Origin of the sequence: Rhodococcus sp. MS16 (assembly GCF_013277795.1) — a bacterium.
Classification (GTDB): domain Bacteria; phylum Actinomycetota; class Actinomycetes; order Mycobacteriales; family Mycobacteriaceae; genus Rhodococcus_F; species Rhodococcus_F globerula.
Window position 1 is genome coordinate 174,699 of record NZ_VBTM01000011.1, and the last position, 25,977, is coordinate 200,675.

Annotated in this window: 22 protein-coding genes; 10 read left to right on the forward strand and 12 right to left on the reverse strand. The window is 61.0% G+C overall.

What is annotated here, in order from left to right; genetic code table 11:
• Nucleotides 1-23 precede the first annotated feature (23 nt).
• The gene (locus FEZ60_RS23390) at nucleotides 24-1,697 is read left to right on the forward strand and encodes a dihydroxyacetone kinase family protein (protein WP_172937106.1); all 1,674 of its coding nucleotides are present in this window, start codon (nucleotides 24-26) and stop codon (nucleotides 1,695-1,697) included.
• Between the two features lie 96 nt (nucleotides 1,698-1,793).
• Nucleotides 1,794-3,416: a long-chain fatty acid--CoA ligase gene (locus FEZ60_RS23395; protein WP_172937107.1), complete on the forward strand. Its 1,623-nt coding sequence runs from the start codon at nucleotides 1,794-1,796 to the stop codon at nucleotides 3,414-3,416.
• 57 nt (nucleotides 3,417-3,473) lie between these two features.
• On the opposite strand, the gene FEZ60_RS23400 is transcribed toward FEZ60_RS23395, so the two are convergent.
• The 5 genes from FEZ60_RS23400 to FEZ60_RS23420 all read right to left on the reverse strand — a co-directional run bounded on the left by FEZ60_RS23400 (nucleotide 3,474) and on the right by FEZ60_RS23420 (nucleotide 8,890).
• A complete protein-coding gene (locus FEZ60_RS23400; protein WP_092804669.1) occupies nucleotides 3,474-4,100 on the reverse strand; it encodes a TetR/AcrR family transcriptional regulator in 627 nt (208 codons plus the stop codon).
• Nucleotides 4,101-4,113: 13 nt separating this feature from the next.
• Entirely contained in the window at nucleotides 4,114-4,875 is a 762-nt protein-coding gene (locus FEZ60_RS23405; RefSeq protein WP_045065589.1) for a 3-hydroxyacyl-CoA dehydrogenase, read from the reverse strand.
• A gap of 28 nt (nucleotides 4,876-4,903) precedes the next feature.
• Nucleotides 4,904-6,097, reverse strand: coding sequence for an acetyl-CoA C-acyltransferase (locus FEZ60_RS23410; RefSeq protein WP_172937108.1), 1,194 nt, complete (start codon nucleotides 6,095-6,097; stop codon nucleotides 4,904-4,906).
• Nucleotides 6,098-6,653: 556 nt separating this feature from the next.
• A complete protein-coding gene (locus FEZ60_RS23415) occupies nucleotides 6,654-7,856 on the reverse strand; it encodes a histidine kinase (protein WP_172937109.1) in 1,203 nt (400 codons plus the stop codon).
• A 191-nt stretch (nucleotides 7,857-8,047) separates the two neighbouring features.
• Nucleotides 8,048-8,890 (reverse strand): SDR family oxidoreductase, encoded by an 843-nt coding sequence (locus FEZ60_RS23420; RefSeq protein WP_116102761.1) that lies wholly within the window; start codon nucleotides 8,888-8,890, stop codon nucleotides 8,048-8,050.
• 300 nt (nucleotides 8,891-9,190) lie between these two features.
• On the opposite strand from FEZ60_RS23420, the gene FEZ60_RS23425 reads away from it, so the two are divergent.
• From FEZ60_RS23425 to FEZ60_RS23440, 4 genes are all read left to right on the forward strand, one after another.
• The gene (locus FEZ60_RS23425; RefSeq protein WP_033233700.1) at nucleotides 9,191-10,198 is read left to right on the forward strand and encodes a diiron oxygenase; all 1,008 of its coding nucleotides are present in this window, start codon (nucleotides 9,191-9,193) and stop codon (nucleotides 10,196-10,198) included.
• A 22-nt stretch (nucleotides 10,199-10,220) separates the two neighbouring features.
• Nucleotides 10,221-11,918 carry an FAD-dependent oxidoreductase gene (locus FEZ60_RS23430; RefSeq protein WP_172937110.1) on the forward strand — a complete coding sequence of 566 codons (1,698 nt, stop codon included), beginning with the start codon at nucleotides 10,221-10,223 and terminating at the stop codon, nucleotides 11,916-11,918.
• A gap of 114 nt (nucleotides 11,919-12,032) precedes the next feature.
• On the forward strand, nucleotides 12,033-12,509 hold the full coding sequence (locus FEZ60_RS23435; protein WP_033233702.1) for an OB-fold domain-containing protein: 477 nt from the start codon (nucleotides 12,033-12,035) through the stop codon (nucleotides 12,507-12,509).
• A complete protein-coding gene (locus FEZ60_RS23440) occupies nucleotides 12,506-13,696 on the forward strand; it encodes a lipid-transfer protein (protein WP_033233703.1) in 1,191 nt (396 codons plus the stop codon). The genes FEZ60_RS23435 and FEZ60_RS23440 overlap by 4 nt, the downstream gene beginning before the upstream one ends.
• A 29-nt stretch (nucleotides 13,697-13,725) precedes the next feature.
• On the opposite strand, the gene FEZ60_RS23445 is transcribed toward FEZ60_RS23440, so the two are convergent.
• Together FEZ60_RS23445 and FEZ60_RS23450 are read right to left on the reverse strand one after the other, a co-directional pair.
• Complete coding sequence (locus FEZ60_RS23445) at nucleotides 13,726-14,532, reverse strand: alpha/beta hydrolase (protein WP_033233704.1); 807 nt, start codon at nucleotides 14,530-14,532, stop codon at nucleotides 13,726-13,728.
• 111 nt (nucleotides 14,533-14,643) lie between these two features.
• Nucleotides 14,644-15,294 (reverse strand): ankyrin repeat domain-containing protein, encoded by a 651-nt coding sequence (locus FEZ60_RS23450; protein WP_233366271.1) that lies wholly within the window; start codon nucleotides 15,292-15,294, stop codon nucleotides 14,644-14,646.
• 152 nt (nucleotides 15,295-15,446) lie between these two features.
• On the opposite strand from FEZ60_RS23450, the gene FEZ60_RS23455 reads away from it, so the two are divergent.
• Nucleotides 15,447-18,074: a LuxR C-terminal-related transcriptional regulator gene (locus FEZ60_RS23455; protein ID WP_172937112.1), complete on the forward strand. Its 2,628-nt coding sequence runs from the start codon at nucleotides 15,447-15,449 to the stop codon at nucleotides 18,072-18,074.
• Nucleotides 18,058-18,918 carry a hypothetical protein gene (locus tag FEZ60_RS23460; protein ID WP_230590098.1) on the forward strand — a complete coding sequence of 287 codons (861 nt, stop codon included), beginning with the start codon at nucleotides 18,058-18,060 and terminating at the stop codon, nucleotides 18,916-18,918. The genes FEZ60_RS23455 and FEZ60_RS23460 overlap by 17 nt, the downstream gene beginning before the upstream one ends.
• An 11-nt stretch (nucleotides 18,919-18,929) precedes the next feature.
• Here the strand turns inward: FEZ60_RS23460 and FEZ60_RS23465 are convergent, their stop codons facing one another.
• The 3 genes from FEZ60_RS23465 to FEZ60_RS23475 are packed head-to-tail and all read right to left on the reverse strand — an operon-like array spanning nucleotide 18,930 to nucleotide 22,016.
• Nucleotides 18,930-20,633, reverse strand: a complete 1,704-nt coding sequence (locus FEZ60_RS23465) for a SulP family inorganic anion transporter (protein WP_172937113.1) — start codon at nucleotides 20,631-20,633, stop codon at nucleotides 18,930-18,932.
• Nucleotides 20,630-21,343, reverse strand: a complete 714-nt coding sequence (locus FEZ60_RS23470; protein ID WP_033233707.1) for a GAP family protein — start codon at nucleotides 21,341-21,343, stop codon at nucleotides 20,630-20,632. Before FEZ60_RS23470 ends, FEZ60_RS23465 begins: the two co-directional genes overlap by 4 nt.
• Before the next feature lie 16 nt (nucleotides 21,344-21,359).
• A complete protein-coding gene (locus tag FEZ60_RS23475; RefSeq protein WP_033233708.1) occupies nucleotides 21,360-22,016 on the reverse strand; it encodes a GAP family protein in 657 nt (218 codons plus the stop codon).
• A gap of 233 nt (nucleotides 22,017-22,249) precedes the next feature.
• Here FEZ60_RS23475 and FEZ60_RS23480 point away from each other — a divergent pair, with 233 nt between their 5' ends.
• Nucleotides 22,250-22,462 carry a hypothetical protein gene (locus FEZ60_RS23480; protein WP_045065598.1) on the forward strand — a complete coding sequence of 71 codons (213 nt, stop codon included), beginning with the start codon at nucleotides 22,250-22,252 and terminating at the stop codon, nucleotides 22,460-22,462.
• A 68-nt stretch (nucleotides 22,463-22,530) separates the two neighbouring features.
• Here FEZ60_RS23480 and FEZ60_RS23485 read toward each other — a convergent pair whose 3' ends face one another.
• Nucleotides 22,531-22,941 carry a hypothetical protein gene (locus tag FEZ60_RS23485; protein WP_033233710.1) on the reverse strand — a complete coding sequence of 137 codons (411 nt, stop codon included), beginning with the start codon at nucleotides 22,939-22,941 and terminating at the stop codon, nucleotides 22,531-22,533.
• Nucleotides 22,942-23,054: 113 nt separating this feature from the next.
• Nucleotides 23,055-25,016 carry a BTAD domain-containing putative transcriptional regulator gene (locus FEZ60_RS23490; RefSeq protein ID WP_172937114.1) on the reverse strand — a complete coding sequence of 654 codons (1,962 nt, stop codon included), beginning with the start codon at nucleotides 25,014-25,016 and terminating at the stop codon, nucleotides 23,055-23,057.
• An 82-nt stretch (nucleotides 25,017-25,098) separates the two neighbouring features.
• On the opposite strand from FEZ60_RS23490, the gene FEZ60_RS23495 reads away from it, so the two are divergent.
• Entirely contained in the window at nucleotides 25,099-25,977 is an 879-nt protein-coding gene (locus tag FEZ60_RS23495) for an alpha/beta hydrolase (RefSeq protein ID WP_172937115.1), read from the forward strand.

A 25,977-nucleotide genomic window follows, 5' to 3' on the forward strand; every position in this document is an offset into this window, starting at 1 on the left:
GACGTTAGACCTACTCTGAAGTGATGTTCATGCGCAGCGCAAAGACATTTGTTCCCGACGCACTTCGCGGGTTGATCGCATCCACCGACGACATCGCGTGGAATCCCGACCCCGGATACCTCACACGGGCACAACCGCTGCCCAAAGGACAAGTCGCCATCGTCTCCGGCGGCGGATCCGGACACGAACCGATGCACGCCGGGTTCCTCGGCGCAGGCATGCTGACCGCAGTCTGCCCCGGCTTGGTCTTCACTTCACCCAACGCTCTGCAAATTCACGAGGCGTGCAAAGCCGTCGACGCCGGCGGCGGTGTCCTCCACATCGTGAAGAACTACACCGGCGACGTCATGAACTTCGGTATCGCACGAGAGTTGCTGCGGGAAGACAACATCGATACCGATGTGGTCCTCGTCGAGGACGATGTGGCAACCGAACGAGCTGACGGCGACGGACCAGGACGCCGAGGCACGGCAGCCACCGTCGTCGTGGAAAAGGTATGCGGTGCCGCAGCCGAGCGCGGCGAGTCTTTGGCAGAGGTTGTCCGGATCGGTCGCCTTGTCGCACAATCGGCACGCAGTATGGCGGTCGCGCTTGCGCCGTGCACGCTCCCCGGAGCAACAGAACCTTCGTTCGATCTACCCGCGGGCCAGATGGAACTGGGCATCGGTATCCACGGCGAGCGAGGGCGAGAGCGGATCGACGCGTTGCCGGCTCCCGAACTGGTGCGCCGACTGACCGATCCGATCATCGACTCACTCGAACTGGCCGAAGGAGATCGTGTTATCGCGCTGGTCAACGGATTAGGTGCAACACATCCCCTGGAACTGCAGTTACTGTTCGCGGAACTCGGAGAATATCTAGCCGAGAAGGGAATTCACATCGAACGCCCCCTCGTCGGAACATTTGTGACGGCGATGAACATGGCAGGCGCATCCATCACCCTGGTACGCGTCGACGATCAGATCCTCGAACTGTGGGACGCCCCGAGCGCCGCGCCGGCCTGGCCGAATTCGCCGGCACGAAGTTACTCGGCTGTGGGTCCGCGGGAATCGTTCGGCCCTTCGTACACTGCACCGACAACCCCGACTTCCGACGGAAACATCGGGGCATGGGTAGCCGATTGGGCACAGAAGGTACTCGACGAGGAACCCGCCCTCACCGATCTCGATCGACGGGCGGGCGACGGCGATTTCGGTACCAACATGGTGGCCGCACTGGAACAATTGGATTTGACCGAGATGCGCAATACCTATTCCGCAGCAACAACATTCGATGCCATCTCGCAAGCCTATCTCGGCCATGCTGGTGGAACGTCCGGAGCGCTGTTCGGCATCTGGTTCCGTCATTTCTTCCGAGTAGCCCGAGAGGGCACACTGGATCTCGCGACCATTGCCGCTGCGGCACGCGCAGGTCTGGACAACATCACCGCACTCGGGGGAGCACGCCCCGGAGACAAGACCATGGTGGATGCGATTGCCCCCGCAGTGGACGCTCTCGAGGAAGGAGTTCAACTCGACGGCGTACGCGCGGACGTGTTGCAACGAACCTCGGAAGCCGCCCGCGCCGGAGCCGAGTCGACGGAAGTCATGGTCGCCAGCCGGGGCCGCGCAAGCTATGTCGGCGAGGCGGCTCGAGGCGTCGTCGACCCGGGCGCACTCGTTATCGCATGGTTCTTCGAGTGTGCAGTGGGTCACTAACACGGTGCCCCGGCGATATGACTAGCCTGACATCACACAACCTCGATTGCGGCCGGTCTGGAAAGCACAGGATCGCATGACACCCAGGAGTAGCCCATGCTGAGCACGATGCAAGACGCCCCACTCTCCATTGCTCAAATCCTGCGGCACGGAGCCTCCGTCCACGGTGACGCCGAGGTTGTGACCTGGACCGAAAATGGTCCGCGCCGTACGTCGTATGCCGAGGTGGGACGTCGCTGCGCTCAGCTGGCACACGCACTGCGCGGACTCGGCGTCGACGGGGATCAGCGAGTGGCCACGTTCATGTGGAATAACTCGGAGCACCTCGAGGCGTACCTCGGCATTCCTGCGATGGGCGCTGTCCTGCACACCCTCAACATCCGATTGTTCCCCGAGCAGCTGATCCACGTTGCCAATCACGCCGAGGATCACGTGATCATCGTGGATCCGTCGCTGATCCCGTTGCTCGCACCCCAACTGCCTTCGCTCACGACCGTCAAGCACATCATCGTGACGGGCTCTTCCGCCGCCGGCCTCGAAGCGCCCGCCGGTGTTGAGGTACACACGTACGAAGGCCTGATCGCAGAGCAGCCGACAGAGTTCGACTGGCCCGAACTGGACGAGCGCAGCGCTGCCGCGATGTGTTACACCTCCGGCACCACAGGCGACCCCAAAGGTGTTGTGTATTCCCATCGTTCGATCTACCTGCACTCGATGCAGGTCTGCATGAGCGACGGACCCAACCTCAAGCAGGGCGACCGCGCACTTGCCGTCGTTCCGCAGTTCCATGCGATGTCGTGGGGACTTCCCTACGCCGCGTTCATGATCGGCGCTTCGCTGATCATGCCCGATCGCTTCCTCCAGCCGGCTCCGTTGGCCGCGATCATCGCCAGCGAGAAGCCGACGTTCGCCGCCGCGGTCCCCACGATCTGGCAGGGTCTGCACCTCTACCTCGAACAGAATCCTCAGGACATCTCGTCTATGCGTGAGGTTCTGATCGGCGGCTCGGCAGTTCCGCCGGCACTGATGCACGCGTTCGAAGACGATCACAACGTCAGCGTCCTGCATGCGTGGGGCATGACCGAAACCTCGCCACTCGGCTCCGTGGCTCGCCCGCCGCTCGGTATCGCGGGTGACGAGATGTGGAAGTACCGATACTCGCAGGGCCGCTTCCCCGCATCCGTCGAAGCACGCCTCATCGACGATGACGGCAAAACTGTTGCCCACGACGGCGTCTCCGTTGGCGAGCTCGAAGTGCGCGGCCCCTGGATTACGGCGTCGTATTACGGTGTCGAGGCAGCAGACAAGTTCAACGACGGCTGGCTCAAGACCGGCGACGTCGGATCCATCACTGCCGACGGCTTCCTCAGCCTCTCGGACCGTTCCAAGGACATCATCAAGTCGGGCGGCGAGTGGATTTCGTCGGTCGACCTCGAGAACGCAGTCATGGGTCATCCCGATGTCACGGAAGCAGCTGTAATCGGCATTCCCGACGAGAAGTGGGATGAGCGACCGCTGGTGGCGGTAGTCCTACGCGCGGATTCGGCAACAACGATGGCCGAACTGCAAGAGTTCCTCTCGGACAAGATCGCAAAGTGGCAGCTTCCCGAGAACTGGGCTGTGGTGCAGGAAGTTCCGAAGACGAGTGTCGGCAAGTTCGACAAGAAGCGTCTGCGGGCCGACTACCACGACGGCGGACTCAACGTCACGCGGCTCTGACACAGGGTAAACACCACAAGGCGGGCAACAGGTCTTAAACCTGTTGCCCGCCTTCGTTTACGGTCGATACCCGACTGTATGAAACGCGATGTCGACGTACTTCTCTGCCAATTGGGACGGCGACATCGGACCACCGGTCTGGAACCAACGTGGTAAAGATTGAGCCATTCCGAGTATGGCCCGGACGGTTTCTTCGGTGTCGGTGACCGAGAAATCTCCTGATGCCACACCGTCATCGACAATCCTGCGCATCAGCAATTCGAGTCGCTTGCGACTGGCCGCGTATCGGCTTCGGCTTTCCGGCGAGACATGCCGGATCTCGGTGTCCAACGCAGCGTGATGCGCCCGATGAGTCATGTACAGAACGATCGCCTCGACCACCAGCGCAAAGCGCTCCACCGGTTTTTCTCCGGCTTCTGCTTCTGCCGCTTCGGTTCTGGTATTCAGTTCGCTCATCGATACGTCGAACAGCGCGACCAGAACGGCCTCTTTGTTCGCGTGGTGATAGTAGAGCGCGGGAACGGTTACCCCGACGCGGTTGGCAATCTGCCGCACAGTTGTGCCGTGGTAACCGTTCTCGTTGAACAGTTCCAGCGAAGCCGTCAGGATGTCACTCATCAACAGCGGCGGAAAAGACCTCCAGTCCACTGCTACCGAATCTACACTCATCGCTTCGCCAGTCATCTTGTCTCCGAAATTACCGCGGTGCCATACGGATTGCACCGTCGAGGCGGATCGTCTCACCGTTGAGCATCGGGTTGGAGACGATGTGCGCTGCGAGTGCACCGTACTCGCTGGGGTCACCCAAGCGGGAGGGGTGCGGCACCTGAGTACCGAGCGACGCCTGAGCCTCTTCCGGCAGGCTGGCGAGCAACGGCGTCTTGAACAGGCCAGGAGCAATCGTGTTGACGCGGATCAGCAGCGACGCGAGGTCGCGGGCGATGGGGAGCGTCATACCGACAACGCCGCCCTTGGATGCGGAGTAAGCAGCCTGGCCGATCTGTCCGTCGTATGCTGCGACCGAGGCGGTGTTGATGATGACACCCCGCTCGCCGTCAATGGGCTCGGTCTTCGAAATGCGCTCTGCAGCAAGGCGAAGCACGTTGAACGTGCCGATCAGGTTGACGTCCACGACCTTCTTGAACGCATCGAGGGGGAATGCGCCCTTCTTGCTGACGGTCTTGATGGCGTTGCCGATTCCGGCGCAGTTGACCGTGACGCGGATCGGTCCGAGGGTCTCCGCGAGATCGAGAGCGGCCGACACAGCTGCCTCGTCCGTGACGTCGGCCGCAGCGAAGCGAACGCGGTCGCCGAGTTCCTTGGCGATGGCCTCACCGTTGGAGGACGGCAGGTCGATGATGACGACGCTGGCGCCGTCGGCGAGAAGGGCTTTGGCGGTGGCCAGGCCGAGCCCGGAGGCTCCACCGGTGACGACGGCTACGCTGTCGTTGACGATCATGTGATTCCCTTTCGAAAGATGTTGTGTGTCAGATACGTTCGATAATGGTGGCGTTTGCCATGCCGGCACCTTCACACATGGTCTGCAGGCCGTAGCGTCCGCCGGTGGCCTCGAGGTGGTTGACCATCGTCGTCAGCAAACGCGTGCCCGAGGATCCGAGTGCGTGGCCGAGCGAGATGGCTCCGCCCCACGGATTGAGCTTGGCCGGGTCGGCACCGAATTCGTGTGCCCACGCGAGTGGCACCGGCGCAAATGCTTCGTTGACCTCGTAGGTGTCGATGTCGTCGATGCTCAGTCCTGCGCGAGCAAGGACCTTGTGGGTGGCCGGGATCGGTGCGGTGAGCATGAAGACCGGGTCGTCGCCCATCACGGAGAACGAGTGGAAACGGGCGCGAGGTGTCAGCCCCAGCTTGGAGGCCATCTCTTCGCTCATGATCAGAGCAGCCGAAGCGCCGTCGGTGAGCGGTGAGGAGTTGCCGGGAGTGATCGACCACTGTGCTTCCGGGAAACGAGCTGCGTACTTCTCGGAGTAGAACGACGGCTTCAGACCAGCCAGGCCTTCGGCGGTGGTCGTGGCGCGCACGGTCTCGTCGACGGTGTGCGTAACAGTTTCTCCGGCGGCATTGGTCACCGAGATCGGCACGATCTCCTTGTCGAACAGTCCCTCCGCCGCCGCAGCCGCAGCGCGCTGATGGGACTGAGCCGAGAAAGCGTCGAGCGTGTCCCGGTCGAACTTCCACTTCGCCGCAATCAGTTCAGCCGAAATGCCTTGGTTGACCAAGCCCTCGGGGTAGCGAGCGGCGATACCGGGACCGGATGCGTCCTTACCCATCGAGGTGAACCCCATAGGTACACGGCTCATGGATTCGACACCGGCGGCAATCACGATGTCGTACGCCCCGGCGATAACGCCCTGAGCGGCGAAATGTGCTGCCTGCTGGCTGGATCCACACTGGCGGTCGATCGTAGTGGCAGGCACGGATTCGGGGAACCCAGCCGAGAGCACGGCCGTTCGGGTGATGTTCAATGCCTGCTCGCCGGCCTGACCGACACAGCCGCCGATGACGTCGTCTACCAGCGCCGGATCGATGCCGTTGCGCTCGACAATCGACCGAAGTACGTGGGCCAACAGTTCGACGGGATGTGTCCCGGACAGTGCCCCGCCTGGCTTGCCCTTGCCTGATGCGATCCGGACTACATCGACAATCACTGCCTTGGTCATCTTCTTCGTTCCCTTCGAGGACGTGCACTTGAGACGGTCCGGCACCCAAGACGCATGCATCAGGCACCGGACCGAGATCATGTTGCGCAAGCCAACCACTGACTTAGCGCTCGTTAAATAGCTATCATGCCAGAGATGCCGGCGTCAATGGCAACCACTGGGATCGGTACCGGGTGGACAGGGGGCAAGGAGGCGCCCGCGACGGAGTCGGCAGCGTCACGTTCGACCGTGCGGTGGCCTTAAACCAATGAGCCCGAGATGTCCTCACCAAAAGGAATTAACACCAAAGTATTAGGAACGCGATCCCGCATTCAAGCCACCTCTATGAATCGAGATTCCGGACTTCGCCAAGAGACAAAAGAAACACTCTTCGCGGTGGTTCTGCACAACATTGCCGAAGGTTATGAATAACGCGTAGCTCATCAGCGCATTCACTACAGGGGAATGAGCGACTCGCCTAACGTGTCGAGAGAAAGAAGAACACTGAGAACACGAAGGCCAACACGATCATCGAGAGACGTCCTGGTTGAATCTTGCCCGATTTGCCGCGGGGTAACTATCCGATGATCTGGCCAGCAGTGGGAATGACTGCCTTTACAGTCCAACCGTTGTCGTTGGGTCCGGCGAGAAGGGTTCCGCCAAGAAGGGTGACGCGTTCACGCATCCCCGAGATTCCCAGACTCTGACCGTCTGTCGCGGGTGTTCCTCTGTCGGCAATATTGGTGACGTCGACGCTGATCGAATCGCGCTCACGTCGCACAGTCACTGTCGCGGAACTTTCCGGCGCGTGGCGAAGAATATTCGACAATGCCTCTTGTACAACGCGATAGGAGGACAGTTGCACGGCACTGTCGAGTTCGGTGAAGCTATCCTCCAGATCGAGTTCCAAGGACGGTATGGACGCTCGACATCCCTCCACGAGTTCCGGAATATCGGCAATCATCGGTTGTGGGTACTTGGGATCGGCCTCGCCCAACCGCAGAATCCCCACAGTTTGACGCAAACTGTTCAGGGCCCGATCGCCATGGTCGATCACACCACCGAGCAGTGCCTTAGCTTGCGCCGGGTTGGAGGAAAACAATTTGTCTGCCGACCTCGCCTGAATGAGCAGACCAGTGAGGTGATGAGCAGCGACGTCGTGCAATTCACGCGCCATATTCTGCCGTTCCTCTGTGATCGCATCGCTTATTCGCGCGTCGCTGTTCAACTGCATTTGCTCGATGGCGGCGGCACTGGCGGATGATTGAGCTCGATATCTCTGCACAACTTTCCCGATAACGATCATGACCGCGTAGCTGGTCATGATATTCACCGCGGGTGCTAACAAGAACTCTGGCAAATCCCCAGCCGGGACCTGAGCAAGCGTCATGCTTTCACCAGCGTCGCCCGGTCGAAATCTGGTCGTCATCCACAGATCAGCGAGCATTCCGGCAATCGTCAGTAGTACCAAGCGACTTCCGGTAGTTCTCCCAGCCATGACGATGATCGCAAACCAATACAGCGGAGTGGCCGCTGCTACTCGGTCCTCGAGCAGCAGGGCCAAAGCGACGGTGCCGACGAGAGTCAGAAGATACATCCACACCGGATGCCGCCGACGGAAACATGCGGCCACTGTCATGACAGTCAGAATGAGCACTGTCGTGATGAGAACAACCGGGTCGTCCGCGGCCGACTCTCCCGAATAACCACTACCCCGCGCCACCGACCAGGTTGCGACGAGCATCCACACGAGGCTGAGAATTCCGGCAGTGACCGCCAAGACAGCTGGGTTCCGCGATAGAATTTCGCGAGCACTCAGCGAAATCTTCTTGACCCGCGCCGGTTTCCGGCGAATGTCTGCCACTGGCTATTCCCCTACTTCATTTCTCGATCAAGTTTTGCGCGCAGTCGCCGTCTTCAAAGTACGCCATACCCTCATTTATTTACCCGATACTTCGGCAGCGAGTACTTTCAGATTCCAGAACGTCGCACGAATGCATCTGTGGCAGAGGGTGATATAGCGCCAATGACCCTGAGCAGGCCGGCATAGCGTGGATACAATTCGATCGGACGCGTTTCGATTGCCCGCAGGATCCACGACGCTGCCTGCTCCGCGGTCAATGCCGGTTGGCTGACGTATTCGGCGGTTGGCGCAATCATCGGCGTGCGAATCAGTGGAAATTGCACGGTACTGACGGCGACGCCCGTGTCATGACACTCGGCGCCGAGACTACGACCGAAGGCACTGAGCGCAGACTTCGACGCGTGATACGCACTGAACCGTGGCATCACACCGGCGCTCACACCCCACGTCCCGACATTGACGATGTGTCCGGAATCGGCCTCGAGCATTGACGGCAAGAGTCGAAGCGTCAACCGCGCCGGTCCGAAGTAGTTGAGCGCCATCGTGCGCTCGTAATCATGAAACCGTTCTACGGAATCGGCGGCATTTCGGCGGATCGAGCGGCCCGCGTTGTTGATCAAAACGTCGACGGTCCCGAACTGGTCGGCTATCGCGTCGGCAAGTTCGTCGACGCTTTCACCGTTCGAGAGATCCGCGGGTAGAACGTGAGCCCATCCTCCCTCTCGGTGGATGTCGTCACGCACGCGCTCGAGTTCGTCAGTGCCTCGGGCAACCAGGATCATCTCGGCACCACGAGCAGCCAACACGTGCGCGGTTGCCTCCCCGATACCGGACGACGCCCCGGTCAGCACGATGGTCCTCTCCGAAAGGTCGACGCGGGGGCGCGGAAGCAGCGAACCAAGCCTCGTGGGCGGATTCAACACGAAATTGCCCACCAGCCTGCTGATCATCGTCATCGCCTGTCCTTTTCTATAGGTTGACGAGATTACCGAGCAGTAAGTTATTGCGCGCCCATACGCCAGAAGATCGCGGAAACGCCCACGAAGCAGCAGGCAAAGCGTCGACCCACAAAGCTACTCACCAGTAGCTCATGCCGCTTGTCGATCGAGAACTGTCTGGGACTAGCTTTTCCTGATACCTGCGGTTACATTAAAGCCAGACCGAGTGCCTGCGATCACACGAACCGGCCCTCGATACCACCGAAACCGCACGTAAGACCAGCGGTGACCGCGACAAAGAGGGAGACGCACATGACGCTGACAACGCCGTTCGACAAGAACGCGGAAGCATCCGACGACTCGTACAACGAGACACTTCGCCTCCTGTCCGAAGGATCCGTGAACAAGCACTTCGATCCGTATCTCGATATCGACTGGGATGCCCCCGAATTCGCGGTCACGCCCGGCGATACGCGCTGGATCCTCCCGGCTGAGACGGATCCGCTCGGCGCCCACCCGTGGTACCAGGCTCAGCCGATCGACAAACAAATCGAAATCGGGATGTGGCGTCAGGCCAACGTCGCGAAGGTCGGCCTGCAGTTCGAGAACATCCTGATCCGCGGCATGATGCAGTACGTTTTCTCACTTCCCAACCAGTCGGCCGAGGCACGCTACTGCACTCACGAATCCGTCGAAGAGTGCAACCACACCATGATGTTCCAGGAAATGGTGAACCGCATCGGCGCCGACGCTCCGGGCATGAATCGCGTGATGCGCATGCTGGCGCCGTTCATCCCACTTGCTGCCGGCCCCTTCCCGGAACTCTTCTTCGTGGGTGTCCTCGCAGGCGAGGAACCTATCGACCACATCCAGAAGAGCATCCTGCGCTCCGGGGGCGATATCCACCCGATCATGGCGTCCGTCATGGCAATTCACGTTGCCGAAGAAGCGCGTCATATCTCGTTTGCGCACAAACTTCTGAGCCGACGCATCCCGCTGATGTCGCGGCCGAGCCGCTTTGTCCTGTCGCTCCTCTTCCCGATCACCATGCGAATCCTGTGCGATGCCATCGTGATTCCACCCAACACATTCTGGAAGCAGTTCGACATCCCGAAGTCCGTCAAGAAGGACCTGTTCTGGGAGCTACCGGAATCGCGTCAGACGCTGCGAAACTACTTCGGCGACGTCCGCATGCTCGCAACAGAGACGGGTTTGATGAACCGCGCGTCGCGATTGGTGTGGAAGGCCTGCAAGATGGACGGCCGCGCATCACGTTTCCGCAGCGAACCCCACCGCAGCGCACACAACGCTGCCGCCTAATCCGAGATCGGACCCAACCGCCATGCCACACGTAGTCACGCAGTCCTGCTGCAGCGACGCCTCGTGCGTCTACGCCTGCCCGGTCAATTGCATTCATCCGACGCCGGACGAACCGGATTTCCTCACCGCCGAGATGTTGCACATCGATCCACAGGCCTGCGTCGACTGCGGCGCATGCGTCTCGGCCTGCCCGGTCGACGCCATTGTTCCCGAGTCGAAACTGGCTGAACCGCAGCGGGTTTTCCTCTCGATCAACGCAGATTTCTACAAGGAGCAACGGCCCCGCCCGTTACTTGCCAAGGTGATCCCAGCCGCGACTATCGACCAGGGGCGTCCGCCGCTGCGAGTTGCGATCGTCGGCTCCGGTCCGTCCGCGATGTACGCGGCAGACGAGTTGCTCACGCAACCCGGTGTGCAGGTCAACGTCTTCGATCGGCTACCCGTTCCCTACGGCTTGGTTCGCGCCGGCGTGGCACCTGATCATCAGAAGACCAAGCAGGTCACGCGACTGTTCGACAAGATCGCCGCGCAGCGGGGTTTCGAGTTCTACCTCAATGTGGAGATCGGTAAACACCTCACTCACGACGAACTTCTCGAGAACCACCATGCCGTTCTCTACGCAGTCGGCGCTTCATCCGATCGCCGCCTTGGCATCCCGGGCGCAGCCCTCCCCGGAACTGCGTCGGCCACCGATTTCGTGGCCTGGTACAACGGTCATCCCGATCATGTCGACGATGTCTTCGACCTTTCACATCGGCGGGCCGTCATCATCGGAAACGGCAACGTCGCACTTGACGTTGCCCGCATTCTGACGGCAGATCCCGAAAAGCTGGCCGGCACCGACATCTCTGCTCACGCGCTCGCAGCGTTACGGAAGAGTCGGATCGAAGAAGTAGTGATCGTCGGCCGACGCGGAATTGCGCAGTCTGCCTTCACCGTTCCCGAGTTCACCGGCCTGTTGGCGCTACCGGATATCGAACTGTCCGTCGGCCCGGACGACATGGTTCTCGACCCGATCACCGAGAAAGCCGACTCACTGCCGCACGCTGTCGAGCAGAAACTCCGACTCCTCGAAGCGCTGAAGAATCGCGATCATGTCGAAGTCGGAAGCAAACGCATCACTTTGCGCTACCTACTGACGCCAACCGAGATTTCCGGTGAGGACCGCGTCAGTGGGATCGAATTCGAGCGCAACACGCTTGTCGACGCCGACGGGACTGTCCGCATCGAACCCACCGGAGATACGGAAACCATCGATGCCGGCCTGGTACTCACGTCCATCGGATACCGCGGTGTACCCATCGCGGGTGTTCCATTCGACGAGCGCGCCTCGGTTATCCCGAACGAGGGAGGCCGCGTCAGCGACGCACCCGGCGTGTACGCGACGGGCTGGATCAAGCGCGGACCAAGCGGCTTCATCGGCACCAACAAATCCTGCGCACAGGAAACCGTCCGGATGCTCGTCGACGACTTCAACCACGGACGTCTGCGTACCCCGGCGCCCGACACTGCTGCCCTCGATCGGCTGGTCCGGGCGCGACAGAATGGCGTCGTCGATCGAGCCGGTTGGCATGCCATCGACAAAGCCGAAGTCGATCGCGGCGTCGCGCACGGACGCGTTCGGGAGAAGATCCTCGACCAGGGTGAAGTGTCGTCCATTGTCGGAGCTGCAGGCCAGGTGAAACCACCACGTCGAAAGCTCTGGAAAGCGTCCCACTGACCGAAAATTTCGCCCCATCTGCGCTGCTTATCGTGTAATACTGCAACCTGTTCCAGTAAGCGGCACAGCGAGCCACGATCCTCGGATCCGGCACGCCCACCAGATGAGGTTTGCATGAGCGAGACTGCAACGTCGGCACCGAGCGGCAGCGTGACACCTGCGGTGGAGGGTTGGTTCACTACCGGCCCCGAACCTGCTCTGATCGGCACGAAGTGCCAATCCTGCGGCACCATTTCCTTCCCGCGCGAGACCACGTTCTGCAAGAACCCGAGCTGCTCGGGTGAAGAGTTCGGCGACGTCGAACTTTCCCGCCGGGGCACGGTCTGGTCGTACACCGACGCGCAGTACCAGCCGCCGCCGCCGTACATCCCCAGCTCCGACCCGTACGTGCCTTTCGCACTGGCCGCCGTCGAATTGCCCGAAGGCATCGTCATCCTCGGCCAGGTAGCCGACGGATTCGGCGTCGACGATCTCAAGGTGGGTAATACCGTCGAATTGGTAGTCGAGCCGCTGTACACCGACGAAACCGGAGTTCGTACGACGTGGCGCTGGAAGCCTGTCGCCGCAGCTGATCAGGAGTCGCAGTCATGAGCAAGGACGTCGCAGTACTCGGTGTAGGTATGCACCCCTGGGGCAAGTGGGGCCAGTCGTTCGTGAAGTACGGCGTTGCCGCCGCACGCGCCGCCCTCGCTGATTCCGGCGTGGACTGGAAGGATGTCGACTTCATCGTCGGCGGCGAAACCGTCCGCAACGGATACGGCGGATACGTCGCCGGAGCCACGTTCGCTCAGGCCCTCGGCTGGAACGGCGCTCGCGTCGCCACGTCGTACGCAGCGTGCGCGACGGGTGCGCAGGCACTCGACACAGCTCGCGCCCGAATCCTGGCCGGCCTCAGCGAAGTTGCCTTGGTCGTCGGCGCAGACACCACGCCGAAGGGCTTCCTCGCTCCCGTCGCCGGTGAGCGTTGGGACGACCCGGACTGGCTGCGCTTCCGCCTCATGGGCATGACCAACCCGGCGTACTTCGCACTCAATGCGCGTCGACGCATCGATCTGTACGGCGCCACCGCCGAGGACTTCGCCAACGTGAAGGTGAAGAACGCGAAGCACGGTCTGAGCAACCCCAACGCGCGTTACCGCAAGGAAGTCACCGTCGAGAACGTGCTGGCATCCCCCGTGGTGTCCAACCCGCTACACCTCCTCGACATCTGCGCCACTTCGGACGGCGGCGCAGCCATCCTGCTGACGTCCATGGAATACGCCCGCAAGATGGGCATCGCGGAACCTGTTCGCATCAAGGCGATTTCGACGGTCACTCCGACGTTCCCGCAGACGATCATGGACATGCCGAACTTCTCGACCGACTCCAGCTCCGCGGTCTCGGCTCCGGAGCGCACGTTCAAGGAATCCATCGGCTACGCGGCGTACGAAGAAGCCGGCATCTCCCCGGAGGACGTCGACGTCGCCGAGGTCTACGACCTCGCCACGTCCGTCGAACTCGACTGGATCGAAGACCTTGCACTCTGCAAGCGCGGCGAAGCCGAACACCTCCTGCGCGCAGGCGACACCACCATCGGTGGCCGCATCCCGGTCAATCCGTCCGGTGGCCTCGCCTGCTTCGGTGAAGCTGTTCCCGCCCAGGCACTTGCGCAGGTGTGCGAGCTCACCTGGCAGCTGCGCGGACAAGCCGAAGGCCGTCAGGTCGAAGGCGCCCGCATCGGCATCACCGCCAACCAGGGCCTCTTCGGCCATGGCTCCTCGGTGATCGTTTCCGCTTAACCCGCCTTACTGTCGTGGCGGTCGCACACTTAACTGTGAGCGGCCGCCACGATCACGTCTGCGACCGCACCCGGCTGCGAGACCAGCGAAGCGTGAGACGTCGGGAGTTCGCTGGTGGTCGCGCCCATCCGGTTTGCCATGAACCGTTGTGCGGTAGCCGGAATCACCCGATCGTTACCAGCCACGAGGTACCACGTCGGTGTGTTCGCCCAGGACGGCGGACCGCCGAGTTCAAGGTTCGCCCAGAGCGCCGCAGACTTTTGATGCGTCAACATCGTTGCCGCCGTCTCGTCCGAAACATCTTGCGCAAAAACCGAATGGAAGTACTCGTCGGTCACATATCCGTCGACGTTCTTACCGCCAATCGCGTGAGCGTCGTCGACGATCTTCAACCCCAGTGCGGGAGGTAGCAATTGGCTGCCCGGGAACCGAATGGGATCGATCGTGATCTGGACCGGCTCACCCTCCACCGGAGCAAAAGCAGCGATGTACACCATCGACTGCACCTTGGGATCGTGCACATTGGTGATCACTGCGCCGCCGTACGAATGCCCGACCAGGACAACAGGGCCGTCGATATCCGCGACGGTCTTCTCGATCACTGCAGAGTCGTACGACGGCCCCCGCAGCGGATTATCCGGAGTCACAACCTCATAGCCGCGCGAACGCAAATCGGCGGCCACACCATCCCAGCTTGTTGCGTCGGCAAAAGCCCCGTGGACCAGGACCACGGTTGGCTGGGGCGCGGCACTCGCGCCGCCGGAACCGAGGATGATTCCAGCAGTCGACACCACCACTACCGACAGAATTGCGGTGAATACACGGGAAATCTTCATGTGTTTCCTTCGAGTCGGATGGGCGATCAGCTCGGGCGAGACATCACGCCCAGCGGAATACCCCCATCCCACCGATGAAAACCGACGGGTCAGAACTCCGTATTGATTCCGTCAGCGCCGAGAAGTCAGCAGCGCAGCAACATCGGCCTGTCCCAGATTCTGCGCGTTCTCCAACGCTGTCCGTCCGCGTGCGTCCCTGATCTCCTGATCCGCCCCGGCGTCGAGCAGCTGTGTGATCACGTCGAGGTAGCGCGGCGAACCGTCACCGTAGACAACAGCCTCGAGCAAAGCCGTCCACCCCGGGTCGTTGATGTGATTGACAGGCACTCCGGCCGCGATCAGCATCCGAACCGTGTCGACGTGCGCGTGCTCGCTGGCGGGAATCAAAGCGGTGCCACCGAATCGGTTGACACTGCGGACATCCGCTCCGTGACTGAGCGTCAACGCGAGAATCTGGTTCAAACCTTCCGCTCCGGCGTACAGGAAGGCCGAATCCTGAATGGAATCCTTGGCGTTCACGTCGGCACCGGCCAGGATCAGGGCGGTTGCCACCTCCACGTCGTTGGATTTGGTGGCCGCGATCAACGCCCGCTCGGATTCAGGAGTCGACCGAGCCGAGGCAACCGATGGCTCTGATGACGTGGATGCTTCGGCAGAAGCGACGGACGCCGAAGGCGAAGTTGCAGGTGACGCCGCCGAACCACAACCAGCCACGGCAAGAACAACGCCTGCGACAAGAACGATTCCCGACTTCCGATTCACCGTTAACAGTGTTCCACAATCGGAAATGGCCGATACACCTCGCACCGGGACCTTGGTCACCATCTTCTTGCCCGCTGATTAGCAAACGTCCGGTTTGGGTAATTGCCGTAACGGGACTACACCGCGTCGCACTCACCAACTTCAGGAGTTTGATGAGCAGCTCGGTTCGTGCATCCGTTTCGACGGCTAGATTGTCGGGTCCAGGTATAGCCGCGCGCGAAAACGAGAACCGCTTCCGTCCTCCGTCGGCGATCTCCAATGTCATCTCGCGCCCCCGTCTGCATCGCAAGCTCTCAGCCGCACATCACGCTCGCGCGGTGAACTTACTGTGCGCCCCTGCTGGGGCAGGCAAGACACTGCTGCTGGCCGACTGGGCCCGTAAACAGGCTCCCGCAGCGGTTTCCTGGCTGACGTTGGCGGAGCGTGAGAACAACGCGCAAGTGTTGTGCACCTCCCTCGCCGAAGCACTGGCCACGCATGTCGAACCCGTCGCATGCGGTGCACCGACGCAGTTCTGGCACTCCCGCTTCATGAAAGCGATCGAGGCCAGCGGAAAACCGATCACGCTGATTCTCGATGACGTTCATGCCCTTCACGGTCCGATGTCGATCAGCACCCTCGACCAGGTTCTCGCGGACGCACCGCCGAACCTCACGATCGTTCTCGCGGCCAGGTACGAACCTCCTTTGACCTGGCATCGCCTAGCCCTCGACGGTCGTCTGACTCGATTCGAAGCACATGATCTTGCATTCGACAGCGACGAAATCAGCGTGCTGTTAGGCGAATACGACATCGAACTGGACCAACGACAGCTTGCGCTCATCGAATCGTTCACCAAGGGATGGGGCGCCGTGGTTCGGTTGGCTGCTACCTATCTCGCAGGACGAGGTGACACCGCGGATGCCGTCGACGAATTCACACACACCCCCAGGCCGGTTGCCGATTTCCTGGTGGACGAGGTCTTGGCCGCACTCCCCACCCATCTCACGAAGTTCATGCTCAAGACCTCTGTGGCCGAAGCATTTTCCGTCGACTTGGCAGAGGCGATCACCGACGAAGACGCAGTGACGGAAATCGACACACTGATTCAGTTCAATTTGCCACTCACACGCACCGATTCAACCGATCACACAACTTGGTTCAGTTACCATCCACTGCTGCGCGAACACCTTCGCGCAGAGTTTCGCCGGGTCGATCAGAACGAACGCATCCGAGCGCACCATGAGGCCGCAACGTGGTTCGAGGCGCATCAACACGAACTCGAAGCACTCGAACTCGAAGCCTCCATCGGTGATCCGGAACGTATTATCGCCTTCCTCGATCGCTGCGGCCTCGGGCTCGTTCTGGACGGATACGGCAGCGATCTGACCCGAATACTCGAGTCGGTACCTACTCTCGTATCCGAGTCACCGCGCACTCGAATGCTCCTCGCCGCCTCAGCCCTCCACAGCGGTGACGTGACTACGGCCAGGACGTACCTGAATTTCCTCGAAACTGCGTCATCCGGGCTGGATGGCGACCCGCTGTTCTGCGCGTTGAAGCTGCAGGCTCTGTACGCCGGCGCGGGATTCGACACCGCAGTCGCCGGGCACGCCGAACGGCAACGCAGCACTCACTCCGACATCGAAGCGTTTGCACACCTGCAAACTGCGACCGGATACTTCCTCGACCGCGACTTCGAGCGCGCAAGCACCGAATACACCGAGGCCGCCGCACTCGGAATGCTTCGTGGCCGAAGCAGTTTAGTGCTGAGAGCCCTCACCGGTATCGGATTCTCGGCCGCCATGAACGGCGACATCGAAGCGATGATCGCCCACATCACACACGCCCTGACCTACGCTGGCGAGCATAATCTCATGGGCACCGCGGAGTACGAGTTGGCAACATCGGTAGCAGCCCTCGGCACATATCTCTGCAGTTCACCGGATCTCCCGTATCGGATCCCCACCATCGAAAACTGCCGCCAGGCTGATGTTCTCGGCGTCAGCATGCCCGCATTCGGCTGGCACAGTGTCATCACTTTCGGATTGTGTCGACTCGACACCTCTGACGATCGACGCTCGACTGCCGCGGACATCCGTGATGCCATGATCAAAGCCATCGAACTGGGGACCTTCCCGATCGCGACATCCGCACTGCTACCCACCGTGGTCAGTGTCTGCCTCTCGGTGGGCGAATTGGACTGGGCGAGCCGGCTGATACACGACGCGTCACAGCAATTCGGCGCTACCGCCGAGGCACACTTGGCGTTGTCGTCTCTGCGACTGGCCGGCGGCAAGCTAACCGAGGCACAGGCCGAGTTGACCGCCGCTGTGGAATCACCCGAACACCCACTACTCGCTCACGGCATCTACACATCGGTGTTGCAATCCGTCATTCATTCCGCCAATCACCAACCACGCAAGGCATTTCGATCACTGCACGACGCATTACGCGCCGCCGAGCACGGAAACCTTCTGCGCCCCTTCCTCGATTACGGTCGCGCCCTGCGAGGAATCCTTGATGATTTCACCGGACATTTCGGAGACCAAGAACTGTTTGCCGAGCGCGTACGGTCACACCTGCAACCACATGAACTTGCCATCGCTCCGATTCTGACTCCGGGCGAGTACACGGTACTGCGCGAACTCGCTTCGGGCGACACCACGGAATCGATCGCGGAAACCCTGTTCCTCTCGGTCAACACCATCAAGACCCACCTGCGCGGGATCTACCGCAAACTCGACGTCAGTAATCGTCGCGACGCTCTGAAAGCCGCGCGGCGTGGCGGACTCATCTGAGCAGACGCGCCGCCCGAAGCGCATGCAGTTGCCCCCGCAGATCTACAACGACACCCGCGACCGCATGAAGGTGTGGGTGACCGTCACACCTCGTCGACGGCTCGCGTCGCGCGTTACGTTCGACATCGTCGAAGTCGGGTTGGTGGACAGTGCGATGACCCTTGCGGCGCAGGCATTCACGTCCCTGCTGCCGGTGATGATCGCCGCATCAACCCTTCAACGTCTGCAACCACTCTCGGACGCAGCGCGCGACAATCTCGGCGCCGAATTCCCACCGAGCGATGTCACCACCGGATCCGCGACAGCTTTCGGCATCGTGGGTCTGCTGATGCTGCTGATCAGTTCGACGTCGTATGCCCGAGCACTGGGTCGGATGTACGGGCGGATCTGGCATGTACCGATTGCCACGCTTCGACAAGCCTGGCGGTGGCTCGCCGTCGTTTTTGTCATCGCAGGTTCGGTTGCCATCGCCGCGGTGTGTCACAAGTTGGATTCGATTCCCGCAGTGGGTCAATTGCTCGGATTCACGGCCGTCTACGGCGTATGGGCACTGGTCTGGACATTGGTTCCGATGCTGCTGACAGCCAACCGGATGACCACCCGGATGTGCATCGGCTCCGGGCTGTTGACGGCCACCGGCCTGAGTGCCCTTCACGTTGCCAGCACCCTCTTCCTTCCGCGGATCACGCGCACATCGCAAGACCAATTCGGTCTTCTCGGAGTGATGTTCACGCTCATCAGTTGGTTGTTCGTCTTCTCCGCGATTGTTGTCGTCGCCGGAACGATCGTGGGATCAGTTGCCAAAGACGACGGGCCGTTGGGGCGTTGGCTGCGAGGATCGTGAGCTCGGGTCGATCATGAACTCCGGCGATCATTGGGATCAGCCATGGCTTCCGCGACGCTCGGGTAGACATCGAGTTTCACACCACCACCAGGCGTACCGGCAAGAACGTCCCTGAACTGCCCAACGTCGCGGGCCACCCGGAACACGATGTTCTTCCGTGCCAGCGAATCCCGCAACTGTTCGAGCATTTGCGCACCGCTCACATCGATGAACGGCGATGTCTCGGCGTCGAGGATGATCATGGACGTACCGTCGGTGACAAGATCGTCGATCCGGTCTCGAACATGATCGGCGTTGGCAAAGAACAGGCCGGCTTCCACTCGCACGACGATCACGCCGTCGGAAGGCTGCAATTCCGGATGAGCTGCAATGTCCACCCATCGCGAGCCGCTCTTGGCCAGTTCTGCCACATGCGGTTTGGAGACGCGGTACAGAAGCAGCAACATCGACACGGCGATTCCGATGATCAAACCCGGCAATGTGTCGAAGAGCAGCACACCGAACATAGCCGCTACGGCTGCCGCGAAATCGGCACGTGCCGCCACGCCGTAGATGCTGCCCAACCGCTTGGTCCACACCCGGTACAGCGCTGCGAGAGAGGCGAAGTCGACCAACTCGACCACGGCGGCGATCACCACGGCAGCGAGTGTCGCTTCGGGCAGTTTCTCGAACAACCCGGTGAGAAAGAGAAGTGTCAGCACCGTGAGCACTGCAACCGTGAGCCCACTGACCTGCGTCTTGGCTCCGGCCCCACCATTGACTGCCGTCTTGGAGAGACTGCCGTTGACCACCATGCCCGAGCACAGGCCGGCTCCCAAGTTCGCGGCACCGAGTCCAGTCAGTTCCCGGTTCGCGTCGACGGTGTAACCGGCCTTGGCTGCGTATGTCTTTGCTGCGCCGAGACCTTCGGCAAAACCGATGAGCAGCACGCCGATGGCCGGTCCGATCAAGTCCAGGTAATCCTCGGCTCGCACTCCCTCCGGTAGCCCGACGCTCGGCAGCCCCGCGTCGATGTGGCCGACAATGTCGATGCCCCGATCGTCGAGGCCGAACAGTGCAACCGCCGTGATGCCCAGCAGAACGACCAGGAGTGACCCTGGAACCAGCGGCAACCACCTCTTGACCGCCAACACCAAAGTCAGGCTGAGTAATCCGACAAAAACCGTGAGTCCGTCGACGCTCCCCAACTCACGCACAACCGTCGCGGCTTGTACGAAGAAATTACCTTCGCCCTTCTCGACGCCCAGTAGCTTCGGAACTTGCCCGATGATGATGGTCAGCGCCAATCCGACGATGAACCCCTTGAGCACCGGTTCGGAGATGAACGAGGCGATGAATCCCAGCCGCACAAATCCGGCGAGCAACCCGACCAGACCGGTGACGACGGCAAGTCCGACAGACAGGGCAACAAAACGTGAGTCGTCGCCACCGGCAAATGGAGCGATCAATGCAGCAGACAATGCCGCGGTTGCCGACATCGGACCGACAACAAGGTGGCGTGAACTACCAGCGGCCGCATAGAGAACCAGCGCGGGCACTGCTGCGTAAAGCCCCACAACGGGTGGGACGCCGGCAATGGTGGCGTATGCCAGGGCTTCCGGCACCAGCACCGCCCAGACCGTGAGCCCGGCGATGATGTCGGGCCGCAGCCACGCACGTTGATAGCCGGCCAGCGAACCGAAGACAAGCGGGGTGTGCGTGTGTCGAGTGCTCATAGTCCTTGGATCCCTTTGCTTATCTGCATTGCCGAGATCAAGATCAGCAGTCCGACGTTCAGCAGATGGGTATTGGTGGCGATCCACGTCCGAATACGCTGCAACGGCTCTGTTGCCTTCTCCTTCTTGATCAGGAGCAGCGCGACCGGAACTGCGACCGAACTAGCCGATACCAGCGCGAACACAACAGCGGATGCCCACTCCGCGGACGGTGCTGCGCTGCTCAATCGAAAATTCATGGCCGCTGCTATGGCACAGGACATGTCGATGGGATTGAGGACGAAGAGAGCAAAGCCGAGAACACCGGAGCGCCACGGTGAGAAATGTTCCACCGATTGCAGCATCTTCGGCAACTGAGGGGCCGCCGCGGCAATGTCACCCGGTCCGGTTGCCGCCGCCATTGCCTGCATCCGCCGATGACTACGGGTGTACACGAACCAGGCCCCGCCCAGAAGTACCGTTCCGAGGATCAAGTGCAGGATAGGTACCCACAGCGGCGGGTGTGTCCGCTGATGAACTTCCAGCGCTGTCAAAATTGCAAACGAGACGGCCAGCGACACAATGATTCCGAGGAACCATCCGACGAGATACGCGATGCTGTTGATCCGCGCCCGCTCGGAGAACAACACTGCGACTACAGCCACTATCGCAAGTGGGCTCATGATGATGCCGAGCGCCAGCGGAATCTGCTGCAACAACAACGACCCCATGACTACCTCCGCTCGGTTAGAATCCGCCGATTCCCTTGCCGATCAGCACAACTCCGATGACCAGGATCAGCACGCTCATCACCGTCGCGTTGTTCGCCTGCAGCCAGACCTTCAACTCTGCCAACGGGGTGCGCAAACGATCCGCCGCGATCAGATACCCGATCACGGGTAGACAGACAGTCGATGCCGCGATGACGGTGAAAACCGCGACGGCGATGACTACCTGCCCGGTCGGCAACGATGCAGCACCGATCGAGACACCTGCGGCGATACACATCATCAGATTTTTGGGGTTGACCGCGGCCAGTGCGAATCCGAGGCCGAATCCCTTGGCTGCCGTCATGTCGTCAATGGCCTGCATCCATTTGGGAGTCTCATGTTCACCGCCGCGTCCGCGCCACTGCTTTGCGCCGAACGCAAGCAGGAGAACACCCAAGGCGATCTTGATCCACGAAACACCAGCCGAAGAATCGGAGGATTTCTCCAATTGATTCGACAGGAGAACGAATATTACTGTTGCAACGACGATTCCGAGTAACCAACCCAAGGCAAAACCGATGCTGGTACTTCCTGCTCGCTTGGACAGGAGCATCAGGATGGCCGCGATGATCGGAATCGGCGAGATTGCCACTCCCAACGCGAGTGGCAACAGATCTCCGATGACAGAACCCATTTCGGCCTCTTCTCTCTCCCGCTAGAGACTAGGGAAAACAGTCGGATTCGACCTCACACAAAAAGGATGAACACCAGCGAGAACCCTGGAAGAGGATGCTGTCCCGATGAGACGTCGTGGCCGCATGTCCGGCATTCACCCGAAGGGGATGACGTATTCACCACGTGGCAACGTAAAAATAAATGGGTACAGACTAAATCGATGCGCAACACGTGTGATGGGAGAGAGAAACGATGACTGCTCCCACTCGCTACCAATTTCTCATCGACGGCGAAGTGTCGGATCGCGTGAAAGCTGCGTTCCCCGAATTGAGTGTTGCACCAACCGCCGGTGGCTACACCAGCCTGTACGGTCCCGTTGCCGATCACAGCGCCATGCGGAGCATCATGGCACGGCTCGATTCGCTGGGACTGACCGTCGCCGAATTACGCAGACTCCCAGACTGATCGACATTCACATGACTGTGGCCCCGACTGGGGGAATCAGCCGGGGCCACAGTTTCTGACGCGATGATCTACGCGGTATCCCACGTTGCGACTGCCCAAATGACCACGATGTCAAGCGCAATCACCAGGATCGACCACATCGGGTAGTACGGGAGCCACAAGAAGTTCGCGATGATGGAGAGTGACGCAATCACGATTGCCGACGCTCTTGCCCACACCGCACCCGTGAAGAGGCCAAGGGAGACCACAATTCCGATGATGCCCAGAACGATGTGGATCCAACCCCACGTCGAGATATCGAACTTGTAGGTGTAGTTGATTCCGACGACAAACAGATTGTTGTCGGCGACAGCAGCGATCCCCTGCAGCAGGGCAACGATGCCGGCTGTCAGCAGCAGAATCGCCGCCGCGAACGTCGTACCGACCGCGAACCCCTGCTTGACAGGGTGTTCGGCGGGTTCTCGTGGTGGAGCAGTCATCAGCGTTCCTTTCGACGAGAAAGCACTTCCCTCTCTAAGTCTCGAGTACCCATTTAGGGAAGACATCACCCATCGCGGATGAATCCCGTCCGCGGCGATCACCGACCGGGACCTCAGGTGTGCTCGTTAAGCCCAGCAAGATGGTCCGAGACCCGGCCGACAGTGAGCATTCCACTGCCCGCACCGGCAATTTCGTCTTCAGCAGACATAAGAGCAGCCCGCGCTCGTTCCATGACCTGACGGTCACCGACCGCGACGGAAGCTGCTGCGATAAGGCACCACAGCGCTTCGGAAAGTAGGTCGTTCGGCGGGTTGGGCAACGCGCGCACCGCTTCTGCGGCCTCGTTCACTTTCCCCTGCGCGAGAAGCAGATGTGGCCGAGCCCAGGGCTCGTACTGGCCCCAGTTCGTATCGGCGTCGAAGGCCGCCGGCACGCCGTGCCAGACTCGGAGTGCGAGAATTGCCAGCGGGAGAATTCCGTCCTCGAGCCCGGGCATGCCGGAACCGGGAAGACAGACCGCCGCGGCTTCGTACAGCTCCTCGCAGTGCGACACGTCCGCGCCGGTGGCGGCAATTCGCATCGCGCGGAACCAGGTGGTGAATACCGCTGCCAACGGACGCTCGTGACGTCCGGCCAACCGATCCACTGCGTCGGCATGTTGTTCAGCGGCATCGAATTGCCCGAGTGCGCCGAGAGCTTGCATACGCACCAGATGCCCGAGAATTTCGAAGGTGGCCAGATCGTGCCGAGCGGAGAGCGTTATCAGTTCACCCCCGATGGCGTCGCGCTCTGGAGCCAGACCAGTTCGCCAGAAACTCTGTATGAACAACCCGTTGAGTGTGAAGGCAAGAAGTCCGGGGTCGTCGAGGGAGCGGGCGATCTGAACGGCAGCGCGGGCAGGTTCGAATCCGGGGTCGCCGGCAAGTCCGCGTGATTCGAGTGCGATTGTCGCCAAGAGTCTTGCCCGAGCGAGGTCGTTCCCGTCAGGAAGTCGATCGATGGTGCGCTGAGCGGCCTCGACGATCTGAGCAGCCTGCCCCGGATCGTCGGATCGCGTCCAGATGGCAGGCACGTCGTAATTACCGATAATCCGTGCGGTGAGTTCGACGTCGTCCAATTGTTCAGCGGCACTGATGATTGCCAGTCGCTGGTTTCGAGCAGTCTCCAGTCCGCTTCCGCCCGCAACTGCCAAACTTCGGAGCAGTCCGACAGTGGACTCCAATCTCGACTTCGATCCCGCCGCTACGGTTCGGTCGTACGCTGCAGACACCTGACTGAAGATCTGCTCTGCCGCTCCAGGATCCAGATGCCCCTCTCGTCGAAGTATGTCGGACTCGAGGTCGGTCAGTCGCGGACCAGGGTCGATGCCGAGTTCCTCGGCGAGTAACTTTCGTGCGCGACGCAGGACAGCCAGGGCCTCGCCCTGACGGTCGGAGCGGTACAGCGCGAGAGCTAGCAGTCGCCAACCATCTTCTCGCCAAGGGTGTTCCGTCATATGGGCATCCAGATCGGGAATCGCTTCGGTGGTCTGCCCGAGATCCAGTTGGGCAGAGGCCAAGCGTTCGACGGCTGTCAGACGCAGTTCCTCCATGCGTGAACGCTCCGATCGAGCCCAGGGTTCTTCGGTGAACTCCGCGTATGCCGGCCCTCGCCACAACTCGAGGGCGGTTCGGAGCAGTTCGAGTGTTTGCGCTGGCGATGAATCTGCGGCTTCCCGCACCAGACTCTCGAATTTCCAGGCATCGACCGCTTCGGGTGCGGCCTGAATGGCATAGCCGCGCCCTTCCGTCACAATAACTTTCGGCTTCGTTCGAGGCGGACGACCGGGTTCGAGCGCACGTCGCAGCGCCGAGACGAACGTACGTAGTGCGCTGGTCGCTCCGGCCGGAGGATCGACCCAGAGGTCGTCGACAATCACGTCCACCGGAACTACACGGCCGCGGGCAACGATCAGGCGAGCGAGGACAGCTCGGTGTCGTGGGCCCTTCAGATCGATCAGGTCTCCCGAGTTATTCCACGCGACCACCGGACCCAGCACTCCGAAAACCGGCCTTCCAACTGTGTGGTCTCGCATGTCCCCACGCTATCGCGCTCATCGAATGCTCATCGAATGCGGCGATGCTGATTGCCATCACCCCGACAAACGAGAGCGACCGATGACGATCACCATCCCAGGCTTCGACTACCAGCAGATTTCCACCCACGACGGCGTGCGGCTCAACTTCGCGATCGGCGGAAGCGGCGCACCGCTCGTCCTTCTTCACGGCTTTCCTCAGACCCATCTCATGTGGCGTCACGTGGCCACCGAATTGGCGTCGGATCACACCGTCATCTGCCCGGATCTCCGCGGATACGGAGCCAGCGACAAGCCTGTCGAGAAAAGCCCCGACACCTACTCCAAAAGAACAATGGCTGCCGACGTCGTCGAGGTGGCGCAGAATCTGGGACACGAGAGATTCGCTCTCGTCGGCCACGATCGAGGTGCATTGGTTGCCATCAGAGCCGGGCTGGATCATCCGGATGTGATCACACACCTCGGTTCACTGGACGTGCTGCCCACCTTGGATATGTGGGACATCCTGCATGGATCGAATGCGGCCGTGGCATTCCATCTCTACTTGATGGCTCAGCCACCTGGCCTCCCCGAACAGATGATCAGCGCCAGCGCCGACACGTTCTTCGAGTATTTTCTCGACGTCTGGACGACTGATCGCGAAGCAATTCCGGCTGACGTGCGAGCGGAGTACCTGCGGGCCTCGCGGGAGGCGGTGCCGTCGATCGTTGCCGATTACCGCGCGTCGGCAGGCATAGACGTCGAACACGATCAGGCTGATCGCGATTCAGGCCACCAGCTGCGTATGCCGGTCACCGCCATCCAGCAGGACTGGGGTTCGATGCTCGGCTACGACGCCGAGGCCCTGTGGAAAGCGTGGGCGCCCGATCTCGAGCACCGCACGCTGTCCGCAGGTCACTTCATGGCAGAGGAGGCGCCCACCGACGTGGTCGACGCGATCCGCGCCCTGCTGAAAAGATAG

What these genes read in the sequence shown, in the direction of transcription:
- FEZ60_RS23390 (WP_172937106.1), top strand. Translation starts at nt 24, where the DNA reads ATGTTCATGCGCAGCGCAAAGACATTTGTTCCCGACGCACTTCGCGGG.
- FEZ60_RS23395 (WP_172937107.1), top strand. Translation starts at nt 1,794, where the DNA reads ATGCTGAGCACGATGCAAGACGCCCCACTCTCCATTGCTCAAATCCTG.
- FEZ60_RS23400 (WP_092804669.1), bottom strand. Translation starts at nt 4,100, where the DNA reads ATGACTGGCGAAGCGATGAGTGTAGATTCGGTAGCAGTGGACTGGAGG.
- FEZ60_RS23405 (WP_045065589.1), bottom strand. Translation starts at nt 4,875, where the DNA reads ATGATCGTCAACGACAGCGTAGCCGTCGTCACCGGTGGAGCCTCCGGG.
- FEZ60_RS23410 (WP_172937108.1), bottom strand. Translation starts at nt 6,097, where the DNA reads ATGACCAAGGCAGTGATTGTCGATGTAGTCCGGATCGCATCAGGCAAG.
- FEZ60_RS23420 (WP_116102761.1), bottom strand. Translation starts at nt 8,890, where the DNA reads ATGATCAGCAGGCTGGTGGGCAATTTCGTGTTGAATCCGCCCACGAGG.
- FEZ60_RS23425 (WP_033233700.1), top strand. Translation starts at nt 9,191, where the DNA reads ATGACGCTGACAACGCCGTTCGACAAGAACGCGGAAGCATCCGACGAC.
- FEZ60_RS23430 (WP_172937110.1), top strand. Translation starts at nt 10,221, where the DNA reads ATGCCACACGTAGTCACGCAGTCCTGCTGCAGCGACGCCTCGTGCGTC.
- FEZ60_RS23435 (WP_033233702.1), top strand. Translation starts at nt 12,033, where the DNA reads ATGAGCGAGACTGCAACGTCGGCACCGAGCGGCAGCGTGACACCTGCG.
- FEZ60_RS23440 (WP_033233703.1), top strand. Translation starts at nt 12,506, where the DNA reads ATGAGCAAGGACGTCGCAGTACTCGGTGTAGGTATGCACCCCTGGGGC.
- FEZ60_RS23445 (WP_033233704.1), bottom strand. Translation starts at nt 14,532, where the DNA reads ATGAAGATTTCCCGTGTATTCACCGCAATTCTGTCGGTAGTGGTGGTG.
- FEZ60_RS23455 (WP_172937112.1), top strand. Translation starts at nt 15,447, where the DNA reads ATGAGCAGCTCGGTTCGTGCATCCGTTTCGACGGCTAGATTGTCGGGT.
- FEZ60_RS23465 (WP_172937113.1), bottom strand. Translation starts at nt 20,633, where the DNA reads ATGAGCACTCGACACACGCACACCCCGCTTGTCTTCGGTTCGCTGGCC.
- FEZ60_RS23470 (WP_033233707.1), bottom strand. Translation starts at nt 21,343, where the DNA reads ATGGGGTCGTTGTTGTTGCAGCAGATTCCGCTGGCGCTCGGCATCATC.
- FEZ60_RS23475 (WP_033233708.1), bottom strand. Translation starts at nt 22,016, where the DNA reads ATGGGTTCTGTCATCGGAGATCTGTTGCCACTCGCGTTGGGAGTGGCA.
- FEZ60_RS23480 (WP_045065598.1), top strand. Translation starts at nt 22,250, where the DNA reads ATGACTGCTCCCACTCGCTACCAATTTCTCATCGACGGCGAAGTGTCG.
- FEZ60_RS23485 (WP_033233710.1), bottom strand. Translation starts at nt 22,941, where the DNA reads ATGACTGCTCCACCACGAGAACCCGCCGAACACCCTGTCAAGCAGGGG.
- FEZ60_RS23490 (WP_172937114.1), bottom strand. Translation starts at nt 25,016, where the DNA reads ATGCGAGACCACACAGTTGGAAGGCCGGTTTTCGGAGTGCTGGGTCCG.
- FEZ60_RS23495 (WP_172937115.1), top strand. Translation starts at nt 25,099, where the DNA reads ATGACGATCACCATCCCAGGCTTCGACTACCAGCAGATTTCCACCCAC.